Source organism: Aureimonas endophytica, assembly GCF_014642635.1.
Taxonomy (GTDB): domain Bacteria; phylum Pseudomonadota; class Alphaproteobacteria; order Rhizobiales; family Rhizobiaceae; genus Plantimonas; species Plantimonas endophytica.
This window is the reverse complement of record NZ_BMIQ01000006.1, coordinates 151,132-162,712: the sequence shown is the minus strand read 5'-3', so window position 1 is coordinate 162,712 and position 11,581 is coordinate 151,132. Positions and strand designations below refer to the sequence as shown.

At 71.4% G+C, this 11,581-nt stretch carries 11 protein-coding genes; 7 read left to right on the top strand and 4 right to left on the bottom strand.

All coding sequences use genetic code 11. The annotated features are described in order from the left end of the window. Positions 1 to 110: 110 nt before the first annotated feature. A complete protein-coding gene (locus IEY14_RS18340; protein WP_188911087.1) occupies positions 111 to 662 on the top strand; it encodes a hypothetical protein in 552 nt (183 codons plus the stop codon). 57 nt (positions 663 to 719) lie between these two features. Here IEY14_RS18340 and IEY14_RS18335 read toward each other — a convergent pair whose 3' ends face one another. Continuing rightward, positions 720 to 1,406, bottom strand: a complete 687-nt coding sequence (locus IEY14_RS18335) for an HAD family hydrolase (protein ID WP_188911085.1) — start codon at positions 1,404 to 1,406, stop codon at positions 720 to 722. Between the two features lie 225 nt (positions 1,407 to 1,631). Between IEY14_RS18335 and IEY14_RS18330 the strand changes: the two genes are divergently transcribed. After that, complete coding sequence (locus IEY14_RS18330; RefSeq protein WP_188911083.1) at positions 1,632 to 2,777, top strand: site-specific DNA-methyltransferase; 1,146 nt, start codon at positions 1,632 to 1,634, stop codon at positions 2,775 to 2,777. A gap of 6 nt (positions 2,778 to 2,783) precedes the next feature. Here the strand turns inward: IEY14_RS18330 and IEY14_RS18325 are convergent, their stop codons facing one another. Both IEY14_RS18325 and mutY read right to left on the bottom strand, forming a co-directional pair. Beyond that, positions 2,784 to 3,404 (bottom strand): HAD family hydrolase, encoded by a 621-nt coding sequence (locus tag IEY14_RS18325; RefSeq protein ID WP_188911081.1) that lies wholly within the window; start codon positions 3,402 to 3,404, stop codon positions 2,784 to 2,786. Further along, entirely contained in the window at positions 3,401 to 4,504 is a 1,104-nt protein-coding gene (mutY, locus tag IEY14_RS18320; protein WP_188911079.1) for an A/G-specific adenine glycosylase, read from the bottom strand. Before mutY ends, IEY14_RS18325 begins: the two co-directional genes overlap by 4 nt. Positions 4,505 to 4,643: 139 nt before the next feature. Between mutY and IEY14_RS18315 the strand changes: the two genes are divergently transcribed. From IEY14_RS18315 to ppdK, 4 genes are all read left to right on the top strand, one after another. Continuing rightward, complete coding sequence (locus IEY14_RS18315) at positions 4,644 to 6,017, top strand: O-antigen ligase family protein (protein ID WP_188911077.1); 1,374 nt, start codon at positions 4,644 to 4,646, stop codon at positions 6,015 to 6,017. After that, positions 6,014 to 6,514 (top strand): DUF721 domain-containing protein, encoded by a 501-nt coding sequence (locus IEY14_RS18310; RefSeq protein ID WP_188911075.1) that lies wholly within the window; start codon positions 6,014 to 6,016, stop codon positions 6,512 to 6,514. The genes IEY14_RS18315 and IEY14_RS18310 overlap by 4 nt, the downstream gene beginning before the upstream one ends. An 89-nt stretch (positions 6,515 to 6,603) precedes the next feature. Then, on the top strand, positions 6,604 to 7,305 hold the full coding sequence (locus IEY14_RS18305) for a DsbA family protein (RefSeq protein ID WP_188911073.1): 702 nt from the start codon (positions 6,604 to 6,606) through the stop codon (positions 7,303 to 7,305). A 109-nt stretch (positions 7,306 to 7,414) separates the two neighbouring features. Continuing rightward, positions 7,415 to 10,117, top strand: coding sequence for a pyruvate, phosphate dikinase (gene ppdK / locus IEY14_RS18300; RefSeq protein WP_188911072.1), 2,703 nt, complete (start codon positions 7,415 to 7,417; stop codon positions 10,115 to 10,117). A gap of 3 nt (positions 10,118 to 10,120) precedes the next feature. Here ppdK and IEY14_RS18295 read toward each other — a convergent pair whose 3' ends face one another. Continuing rightward, complete coding sequence (locus tag IEY14_RS18295; protein WP_188911070.1) at positions 10,121 to 10,531, bottom strand: hypothetical protein; 411 nt, start codon at positions 10,529 to 10,531, stop codon at positions 10,121 to 10,123. 185 nt (positions 10,532 to 10,716) lie between these two features. Between IEY14_RS18295 and IEY14_RS18290 the strand changes: the two genes are divergently transcribed. After that, positions 10,717 to 11,580, top strand: a complete 864-nt coding sequence (locus IEY14_RS18290) for a DUF1499 domain-containing protein (protein WP_188911068.1) — start codon at positions 10,717 to 10,719, stop codon at positions 11,578 to 11,580. Position 11,581 lies beyond the last annotated feature (1 nt).

The following is an 11,581-nucleotide window of genomic DNA, read 5'->3' as shown; positions in this document are numbered from 1 at the left end:
TCGGCCGCGCGCTGGTTCCCGCCCTCCGGGGACCTTGCCGGCACCCGTCGCCTCCGGCCCGGCGGACTGTTATAGAACGCGGCGCCACGATATGGGAAGAACCACGCACGATGCCCCTCGTCCGTCGCCGCCTCGCCGCGCTTCTGGCCGCGCCGTTCCTTCTGTCCGCCTGCGGACCGACGCAAAGGGCCGCCGATCTCGGCGACGCGCCGCGCCGGCCGGTGAGCGCCGATGCCGAGGGCGTCGTGCCCGAATATTGCCCGCGGATCACGCTGCGCGAGGGCACCTCGATCCTGCGCAAGGGCCAGGGCGAGGCGATGCAATATATCGCCTCGATCACCCAGACGACGCGCGAATGCCATGTCGTCGACGGCGAGCTGCGCATGAAGGTGGGCGTCGCCGGCCGGGTCGTCACCGGGCCGAACGGGCAGGGGGGAACGGCGGTGCTGCCGATCCGCGTCGCCGTGACCCGCGGCCCGGACGTCCTCTACACGAACAAGGGCAACGAGAGCGTCACCTATGCGCAGGGCGCGACGGGCCGCTTCGCCTATGTCGACGAGATGGTGCGCGTGCCGGAACCCAGCGCCAAGAACTACTCGGTCTTCGTCGGCTTCGACGAAGCGCCGGACGAGGCCGGCAAGCCGAAGTCCCGGCGGAAGTGACCTGTCGCCGGGCCTTTCCCGCCGCGGGAGGGGCCCGGCGCGAGGCCGGCGGCGCCGTCAGTCGCCCGACCAGCTCGAAAAGGCCTCCACCACGGCCGGGAAATCCCTCAGCCGCGCGATCACCGTTTCGGCGCCCGCGTCGCTCAGCGCCTCGCCATGGCCCGGATAGGAATGGGACGCGCCGGTGAAGCCGACCACGCGGCAGCCGGCCGCCACCGCCGCCGCGACGCCATGGACCGAATCCTCCAGGACGATCGCCTGGCGCGGCCTCACGCCGAACTCGGCGCAGCCATGGAGATAGACGTCCGGCGCGGGCTTGGGATGGCCTTCGCCCACCTCGCGGGACGGATAGACATAGGGCCGGAAGCGGTCCCAGAGGCCGACATGCGACAGCATGAACTTCAGCTGCGCCGAGGACGAGTTCGAGCAGATGCAGCGCGGCAGTTCGAGCGCGTCCAGCATCTCGTTCACGCCCTCGATCGCGACGAGCTCCTTCGGGGCGCGCCGGTCGAATTCGGCGCCGACCCGGTCCTTCAGGTCGTCGGGGAAGGTGATGCCGGTCTCGGCGGTCAGAAGCTCCATGATGCGCGCCCAGGTCAGGCCGGCGAAGCGATGCGCCAGCTCTTCCGGCGAAAGCTCGCAGCCGTAGTCGCGCAGCATCTCCGCCTCGACCCGCGCGGCCAGGATCTCCGAATCGATCAGGACGCCGTCGCAATCGAACATGACGAGGGAAAGGGAGGACATGCGGGCTTCGCCTTGCGATTTTCTGGCAAGCCCCGTGCCGGGGCCGTGACGGACCCGCGCGGAGCGAATGCCCGCGGCGGGACCCGAGCCGCCTACAGGATGCGGCGCGGCGGGTCGACAGGAAATCGCCGCCCGGCGACGGAGACCCGTCCGGTTTTATCGATTGTTTACCCCGTTCGGTAACCATGATCGCACTGCTTCGTTCTCGCGTTTCGGTGTCGCTTCATGGCCAATTCCCGTCTTCGCCCCGTTTCCAAGCTCCGCGAGGCCGGCGCGACGGCGCCCGCTCCCTGGCTCGACACGATCATTCGGGGCGACTGCGTTTCGCGCATGGAGGCGCTGCCGGCGGGGTCCGTCGACGCGATCTTCGCCGACCCGCCTTACAATCTCCAGCTCGGCGGCGAACTGCACCGGCCGGACCAGTCGCGGGTCGACGCGGTGGACGATCATTGGGATCAGTTCGAGAGCTTCGCGGCCTATGACGCCTTCACCCGGGCCTGGCTGCTCGCGGCGCGGCGCGTCCTGAAGCCGAACGGCACGCTCTGGGTCATCGGCTCCTATCACAACATCTTCCGCGTCGGCGCGGTGATGCAGGATCTCGGCTTCTGGATCCTCAACGACGTCGTCTGGCGCAAGGCCAATCCGATGCCGAACTTCCGGGGCCGGCGCTTCCAGAACGCGCATGAGACGCTGATCTGGGCCTCGCGCGACAAGGAGGCCAAGGGCTACACGTTCAATTACGAGTCGATGAAGGCGGCGAATGACGACCTTCAGATGCGCTCCGACTGGCTCTTCCCGATCTGCTCGGGCGCCGAGCGGCTGAAGGACGAGGAGGGCAACAAGGCCCATCCGACGCAGAAGCCGGAAGCGCTCCTCGCCCGCGTCATCCTGTCCTCGACCAAGCCGGGCGACGTGGTGCTCGACCCGTTCTTCGGCACCGGCACGACGGGGGCGGTGGCGAAGCGCCTCGGCCGGCATTTCGTCGGCATCGAGCGCGAGGCCGCCTATATCGAGGCGGCCGAGGCGCGCATCGCCGCCGTCGAGCCGCTCGCGGCCGGCACGCTCGCCGCCGCGCCGTCGAAGCGCAGCGAGCCGCGCGTGCCCTTCGCCAGCCTGGTCGAGGCCGGTCTGGTGCAGCCGGGCGCCGAGCTGACCGACGCGCGCGGCCGCTGGACGGCCGAGGTGCGGGCGGACGGCACGGTCGCCGTCGGCGGGGAGGTGGCCTCCATACACCGGCTCGGCGCGAAGGTGCAGGGGCTCGAGGCCTGCAACGGCTGGACCTTCTGGCACCTGCGCTCCGGCGGGGCGCTGACGCTGATCGACGAGCTGCGCCGGCGGGTGCGCGAGGAACTGGCCCGCGCCGGCGGCTGAGGCCTCTCAGCCCTTCGGCTGCGAGACGGCGAGGCCGTGGCGCGCCAGGTCCTCGGCGAGCCGGGCGGCATCGGTGAACCGCACCGCCTGCCAGCCGGCGACGCGGGCGCCCGCGACATTCGCCTCGCTGTCGTCGATGAAGAGCGTGCGGTCCGGGCGAAGGCCGAAGCTCGCCGCGTGGAGATCGAAGATGGCGCGGTCGGGCTTCACCAGCCGCGCCCGGCCGGAGACCGTGACGCCGCGCGCTTCGGCGAAGAACGGATAGAGCTCCGACGCTTCGATGAAGGTGTCGGCGGCGAAATTGGTGAGCAGCGTCACGTCGATGCCCCGGGCGATCAGGTCGCGGAAGATCGCGACGCTCGCCTCGTAGGCATGGGGCACCATCTGCCGCCAGTCGCGGCGGAAGGCGCGGACGAGGTCCGCCTTGTCCGGGTGACGCGCGATCAGCGCGTCCTCCGCCTCGCGCCAGGAGCGGCCGCGATCCTGTTCCAGATTCCAGTCCGGCGAGCAGATCTCGGCGAGAAAGCGCGCCCGCGCCGCATCGTCGGGAATATGGCGGCGATAGGGAATCTCCGGGTCCCAATGGATCAGCACCCGGCCGATGTCGAAGACGACGTGGTCGATCATGTCGAGGCCTTCCTATCCTTCAAGGCGAGCGTCACGGCCTTGCGCATCAGCGTCGGCAGCGCTACCGTGCCGAGCTGGTCCGGCGCCGACCACCAGCCCTCGGCCGCCGGCGTCGCGGCCGTCTCCGTCCGCCAGACGTCGAGCTCCAGGTCGAAATGGGTGAAGCCGTGCGCGACGCTGCCCACCCGCCGCCAGTCGCCGGGAAAGGGGGCGGCGGCCGGCCCGAGCGCGCCGTCCGCCTTGGCGCTCCAGGCACTGCTCGGCGGCTCGGCCATGCCGCCCAGCATGCCGGCCGCCGGCCGGCGCCGCAGCCAGACCGCGCCGTCGGCGGGGCGCACCGCGACGAAGGCCGCGCCGCGCCGTTGCGGCTTGGCGCGCTTCGGCAGCTTGGCGGGCAGCCGTTCGGCGATGCCGGCCCGCCGCCCGGTGCAGACGGGCTGCGCCGGGCAGACGATGCAGGCCGGCCGGCGCGGCGTGCAGATCGTCGCGCCGAGATCCATCATCGCTTGCGCGAAGTCACCCGGCCGGTCCGCCGGGGTCAGAGCGTCGACATGATGGCGGATGAGCGGGCGCGACTGGGGCAGGGGCGTCTCGATGGCGAAGAGCCGCGAGACGACGCGCTCGATATTGCCGTCCACCACCGCGACGGGCTCGTCGAAGGCGATGGCGGCGATGGCGGCGCTCGTATAGTCGCCGATGCCGGGCAGGCGCTTCAGACCCGCCGCGCTGTTCGGGAAGACGCCGCCATGCTCCGCCGCGACGGCCTTGGCGCAGGCATGGAGATTGCGCGCCCGCGCATAGTAGCCGAGCCCCGCCCAGGCGCCCATCACCGCCTCGCTCGGCGCGGCGGCCAGCGCCTCGACGCTCGGCCAGCGGGCGAGAAAGGCCGCGAAATAGGATTTCACCGCCGCGACCGTCGTCTGTTGCAGCATCACTTCCGACAGCCAGACGCGATAGGGGTCGGGCAAAACGCCGCGCCGCCGGTCGGCGGGCGAGACGCGCCAGGGCAGGTCGCGCGCATGCCGGTCGTACCAGTCGAGAAGCGGCCGGGTGACGGTGGCCGCTGACGGCGTCGGGTCGTTCTCGAACTTGACTTGCATGTCTCGCCGTCGCATCGGCAGGGGAGGAAGCGCCTCCGTCCGGCAGGCGGTGGCGCCGGATCGAATGCTTCATGCCGAGACAGTCGAGAAAACCCATGCGGCCGAGGATGGCAAGGGCGGCCGAAGCCCGGAGCGTGGCATGACGAGACCGGGCGCCGCGCCGCCGCGCAGCGGCCTCGACCTTCTCGCCAAGGCGCCGATCGCCGCGCCGCGCGGCCGCGCCGCCCAGCTCCGCCGGCTGCTCCTGGAGCCCGGCCGCTACGGGCTCGGCCGGCGCAACCGCCTGTCGAACTTCACCTTCTTCCTGCTCGCCGCCTGCGGCGGCTCGGCCGCCTCCGTGGTCGCGGCCGTGCTCGCCGCCTGGGCGCTGATCTCCATGCTCCTGCGGCGTTTCGCCTTTCGCCTGGAGCGGTCCGATCTGCCGATCGTCCTTTCCATGCTGCTCTTCGTCGCGGTCATGGCCTCGTCCGACATCTACCATCAGGGCCTCGCGACGGGCTTCTCGCTCGGCCTCGCCGGCTACGAGCTCGGCAAGCTCGCGCTTCTGGCCCTGCCGGTCCTGCTCGTTCCGCGCCTTCGCTGTTCGAGCTTCCGCGACAGCTTGCCGCCGGCCTTTCTCGGCGCGGCGGCGGGCGGCATCCTGCTGATCCCGATCTGCCTCGTCGACTATCTGCTTCGGGCCGACCGGGTCGCCGGCCTCGCCGGCAATCCGGGGCCGCTCTCGATCTGCGCGCTTCTCGCCGCCGGCTGGTCGCTTCTGTCGCTGCCCGACCGGCCACGGCGCGGCCAGGCCCTCTTCGCCGCCTGCGGCTGTCTCGGCGCCTGTCTCGCCGTGCTTCTGTCCGGCATGCGCGGCGCCTGGCCGGCTCTGCCGGCGATCCTTCTCGTCGCGCTGTTCGCCCGGCGGCGCAGCCTTGCGGAACTCTGGCGGCGCGGCTCGCCGACGCTGCGCGCCGCCGTGGCGGGGCTCGCCCTCGTCGTTCTCGTCGCGCTGGCGGTGGCCGTCGCGCCCGTGGTGCGCCTGCGGATCGAGGCCATGCTGTCCGACCTGTCGCTGATCGGCGCCAATGTCGACACCGCGACCTCGCTCAACCTGCGCCGCGCCATGTACGAGGCGGCGATGGAGGCGTTCCGGGCCCGTCCCTGGTTCGGCTACGGGCGCGAGGCCCATTGGGCGGCGATCGAGCCCTATCTCGATTCCGATGCCTTCGCCGGCTTCTCCTTCAGCCATCTCCACAATATCTTCCTGACCGTTGGCATCGGCGCCGGTCTCGTCGGCATCGCGGCTCTCGTTCTCGTCATTCTCGCGCCGCTCTGGACGGCGTTCCGGGCGCGGCGGCTGGTCGGCGGCACGCGGCGCCTTGCCGCCGCCCTGGTACTCGTCCTCGCCTTTCTCGTGCCCGGCCTGTCGAACATCATGTTCTTCCACGACATTCTCGACGCGGTCTGGGCCTTCGCCGTGGCGCTCATCGCCGCCTCCGTGCCGGCGCCCGGGCCGGGCCGGGCGCGGTGAACCGCCGGCCGAGGCCGCCGGCACCGGTCGGCGAGACGGCGCAGGCGCTGCTCGACCCGGTCCTGCGCAAGAAGGCCGGCATGACGATCGGCCTGATCGGCGCCTGGCCCGAGATCGTCGGCCAAAGGCTCGAAGGCGTGACGCGGCCGGAAAAGCTGGTCTGGCCGCCCGGTGCCGGCTCGAACGACGCCTTCCGCCCCGCGACGCTCGTCGTCGCCTGCGAGGGCGCCTCGGCGCTGCGCCTCCAGCACGAGGCGGACGAGATCGTGCAGCGCGTCAACGCCTTTCTCGGCCATCATGCGGTGGACCGGCTGCGAATCGTGCAGAAGGCGGTCGCCGCGCCGCCGCGCGACGCCAAGCCGAAGCTGCGCGCCCTCGGCGAGAGCGAGGCGCGGCGGATCGAGACGCTGGTGGAGCGGATCGAGGACCCGAAGCTGCGCCAGGCGCTCGCCGACTATGCCGCGAGCATGCTGGCCCGGCTGCCCCCGAAAACTTGACGCGCCGGGTCGCGATACGACTTGGCAGCGCCGCAATCAGTTCCTAATCAGAGCGGAAATCCGAAGCCCTCCCGGAAGGCCGATCCGCCATGTCCCGTCTCCGCCCGTCGCGCCCCGCTCTCGCTCTGGCGCTCTGTCTCGGCCTCGGGGGCGCGGTCCTCGGCGCCGCCGTCGCGCCGGCCGCCGCCCAGGAGAGCGCGACACAGCTGCCCGGCGCGGCCGCCAAGGCGCCGGCCGCCAAGGGCAATGTCGATGTCGCCAAGCTGATGGAGCCCGGCCCGCTGCCCGACATCGTGATGGGCGAGGCCAACGCGCCGATCACCATCGTCGAATATGCCTCGATGACCTGCGGCCATTGCGCCGACTTCGCGGTGAACACCCTGCCGCAGATCAAGAAGGACTATATCGACACCGGCAAGGCCAAGCTGATCCTGCGCGAGTTCCCCTTCGATCCGCGCGCCGTCGCCGCCTTCATGCTGGCGCGCTGCGCGCCGGACGGCCGGCGCAACGCGATGGTCGAGGTGCTCTTCGAGCAGCAGGAGACCTGGGCGCGGGCGCAGAACGCCTCCCAGGCGCTGCTCGACATCGCCAAGCTCGCCGGCTTCACCGAGGACAGCTTCAAGGCCTGCCTGACCGACAAGGATCTCCAGGCCAAGGTCGTCGCGACGCAGCAGCGCGGCGAGACGCAATTCGGCGTCCAGGCGACGCCGACCTTCTTCATCAACGGCAAGCGCTACGAGGGCGCGATGCCGGCGGCGGAATTCGCCGCCGTTCTCGACGCCGCCTCCTGAGCCGCGGAACCGGAAATTTTGCGCCGCAGCAATTGGCGGGCGGCGCGAAATTCCGTAGTCCTGTCGGCGAAGGGTGGACGATCGACCAGGAAGGGTGACGCTCGGCGCGATGGCGAAGCGGGTCCATACATTCCGGCAGGGAGCGGCGGAGCGGCCGGCCGACGCGCTGGAGGCGCTCGGCTCCAAGGGCGCGAATCTGGCGCTGCTCGCCGCGCTCGACCTGCCGGTGCCGCCGGGCTTCACCGTCGCCTCCGCCGCCTCGCGCGAGGCGGCGCTGACGGGCGAGCTGCCGCCGGGCCTGCGCGTCGAGATCGGCGCGGCGGTCGCTTGGCTCGAAGGCGTCACCGGCCGCATCTTCGATGGAACCGAGCGGCCGCTGCTCCTCGCCGTGCGCACCAGCGCCCGTACCCCCATTCCGGGCCTCGCGGAAACGGTGCTCGATGTCGGCCTGAACGACCGCACGGTCGAGACGCTGGCGGCCGAGCTCGGCGATACCGGCTTCGCCTTCCGCTCCTATCGCCGCTTCATCGAATCCTTCGCCGGCCTCGTCTTCGGCATCGACGCGGCCGATTTCGAGGACATGGCGGATGCGGAAAAGCGCGCCAGCCGCTGGAGCGGCGCCGAGCCCGGCGGTCCGGCCGAATGGCGCGCGCTCATCGCCCGCTACCACGCCTTCATCGAGGCGACGGCGGGCACCGTCCTGCCGCAGACGCCGATCGAGCAGCTGATGCGCGTCGTCGAGGCGAGCTTCGCCTCCTGGCGCGCGCCGATCGCGCGCTCCTTCCGCGCCCTCCACGCGATCCCGGAAAATACCGGCCTCTCGGTCACGGTCCATGCCATGATCTTCAACGAGCGCGACCAGAATTCCGGCACCGGCCGGGCGCGCTCGCGCGATTTCGCGACCGGCCGGGCGCGGCTCACCGGCGAGTTCGCGCTCGGCGGCCGGGCGGCGGCGGACATGCGCTTCGGCGAGATCGGGCCGGTCCACGACCTCGCCGCCTTTCTGGACGGGCGCGCCTCGATCGTCTTTCCGGCCGAAATCGAAACGCTCGCCGCCCATGTCGCGCGGCTCGAAGCGCATGTCGGCGACGCCGTGGAAGTCGACTTCATGGTCGGCGACAGCGAGCTCTTCCTTCTCCAGTCGCGCATCGCCAAGCGCAGCCCGGCCGAGGCCGTGCGCATCGCGACGGGTCTGGTGAAGGACGGCATTCTCGACGAGGACGAGGCGATCCTGCGCGTCGATCCCGCCTCGCTCGACCAGCTTCTCCATCCCGCCATCGTCCATCGCGACAGCCTGGAGGTGATCGGCCGCGGCCGTCCGGCCTCGCCGGGCGCGGCGAGCGGCGAGATCGTCTTCACCCCGCACGACGCCCAGCGTCGCGTCGCGGAAGGGCGGCGCGTCATTCTCGTGCGCAACGAGACCCATCCCGAGGACATCCACGGCATGCATGTCGCGGAAGGGGTGCTCACCATTCGCGGCGGCACGACGAGCCATGCGGCGGTCGTCGCGCGCGGCATCGGCAAGCCCTGCGTCACCGGCGCGGGGGCGCTGCGGCTCGATCCGGCGGCGGGCCTTCTGAAGGCCGGCAACCTGGTGCTGCGCGTCGGCGATACCATCACCATCGACGGCTCGTCGGGCGAGGTGATCCGGGGCGGCGCCGAGCTCGAACATCCGAGCCTCGCCGGCGAACTGGCGCTTCTCATGGACTATGCCGACCGGGCGCGGCGCATGGGCGTGCGCACCAATGCCGACACGCCGGCCGAGGCGCGCGCCGCGCGCTCCTTCGGCGCCGAGGGCATCGGCCTCTGCCGCACCGAGCATATGTTCTTCCTCGGCGACCGGGTGCCGGTCATGCGCCGCATGATCCTCGCGCCGGACGAGGAAGGGCGGCGCGCCGCCCTGGCCGAGCTTCTGCCCTTCCAGCGCTCCGATTTCGTCGAGCTCTTCGAGATCATGGCCGGCCTGCCGGTGACGATCCGCCTGCTCGACCCGCCCCTCCACGAGTTCCTGCCGAAGGGCGAGGCGGAGATCGCCGACGTCGCGGCGAAGTTCGGCATCGAGCCGCGCGTCCTCACCGAGCGCATCGCCAAGCTGGAGGAGTTCAACCCGATGCTCGGCCATCGCGGCTGCCGGCTGGCGATCTCGCATCCCGAGATCGTGGAAGTGCAGGCGCGCGCGATCTTCGAGGCGGCGATCGAGGCCGGCGAGCGCTCCGGCGCGACGGTGGTGCCGGAGATCATGGTGCCGCTGGTCGGCCTCAAGGCCGAGCTCGACTATGTGAAGGCCCTGGTGGACGAGGTGGCCGAGCTGGTGATGGCCGAGCGCGGGCGGTCCATCGACTATCGCGTCGGCACGATGATCGAACTGCCGCGCGCCATCGTCCGGGCCGACGCGATCGCCGAAGGCGCCGACTTCTTCTCCTTCGGCACCAACGACCTGACGCAGACCGTCTTCGGCATCTCGCGCGACGACGCGGCGAATTTCCTGCCGACCTACGAGCGCAAGGGCATCATCGCCCGCGATCCGTTCCAGTCGGTGGATGTCGAGGGGGTCGGCGAGCTCATCGCGCTCGGCGTCGAGAAGGCGCGGCGGACCCGGCCCGAGATCGTGCTCGGCGTCTGCGGCGAGCAGGGCGGCGATCCGGCCTCGATCGCCTTCTTCGAGCAGACCGGCCTCGACTACGTGTCCTGCTCGCCCTTCCGCGTGCCGGTCGCCCGCATCGCCGCCGCCCAGGCGACGATTCGCCTGGCGCGCGCCTTGAAGGGGCCGGGCCTCAAGACCCGCTCCCGCCTGCCGAGCGCGGGGGAATAGCCGCTAGGACGAGAGCGTCTGCGGCCGGCCGGCCTCGCCGGTGCCGGCCAGACTGTCGCGGATGCGCTCCAGAACGCCGACGAAGGACTGCGCGAAGCCGTAGAAGCGCTCGCCGATCTCCTCGCGCCCGGCGATGCGGATCTGCTCCTCGGCCTCGTCGAGAATGGCGAAGACGATGCGCGGGTCGTTGGCCGGGCCCGGCACGCGGAAGGCCGCGATGCGCGAGGCGTCCTCCAGCGAGCCGTCCGCTGGCATGTCGAACAGCATCTCGCCGCCCACCATCTCGGCGGCGCTGCGCACGCAGTTCTCGAAATTGCCGTGGCTCGGCTCCTGCAGGTCGAGCGCGAGTTCCAGTTCGACCGCCTCGAAGCCTTCCAGCGGCGCCGGCGCGCCGGCGGCGATGTCGTTCAGCATGGGTTCGATCCCCCGTCTCTTTGGCTGGTCGGCCCGCCGGAACGGGACGACCAGCCGGGGAATTGGCCGGCGGATTGGGGCCTCATCAAGGCGCCCTCCAGGGAGGGGCTCGGCACAGCGCTTTGGCGCGGCACGGAATTCGGCTATGGCAGCGCTTCGGAATTCTGCGATCGGGCGGGAAAGCGATGGCCGGCCACTATCTGCGCAAGCACCTGCGCCTTGCCCGTTTCGCGCGGCGCCTTGCCTGCTTTTCCGGCCTCCTCCTCGTCGTCGCCGTCGTGATCTTCCGGCGCGGCGGCATCGATTTCTCCACGCTGCGCATCTTGGCCGCCCTGGTCGCCGCCTTCGTCGCCCTCGCTTTGGCCCTTGCCGGCGCCGGTCTCTGGCGCGTCTGGCGGCGGGGCCATGCGGGCGGGCAGGCGGCGCTCGCGGCTTTGTTCGTCGGGCTCCTCGTCGCCACGCCCTTCGCGCTGGCCGGCGCGCTGGCGCTGGGCAGCCCGCCGACCAACATGGCCGAGACCGTCGGGCTCGCCGAGGCCGAGGGCGCCGTCGTCGCCGTGCCGCCCGAGGCGGTGATCGAGGGGCGCACCTTTCCGGTGCGCGCCTCGCAGGTCTATCAAGCCGTCCGCACCGTGCTCGGCGATGTCGGCTGGACCGTCGCCGAGGTGAAGACCGCCGATCCGAAGCCCGTTCCCGACGAGCCGGAGGCGGCGACGCCCGCCGCGCCCGCGCCGCGCTTCGGCCAGATCCCGGTGCCGACGCCCCGCATCGCGCCGGACGAGGACGAGACGGCGGAGGCGCCGGACCCGCTGGACCAGCCCGAATCCGGCGAATATCGCGTCGCGGCGGTCGCCGAGGGGCCGGTGCTGCGGCTGCCGAGCGATGTCGAGATCCGCATCACCGAGGACGAGGATCAGGCCTATCTCGATCTGCGCTCGGTCTCGCGCTTCGGCGGGCGCGATTTCGGCCAGAACCGCCGGTTCATCGAGACCTTTCTGGCTCGGGTCGACACCGCCATGATCGGTACGGTGACGCCGGCCGCGCGCTAGC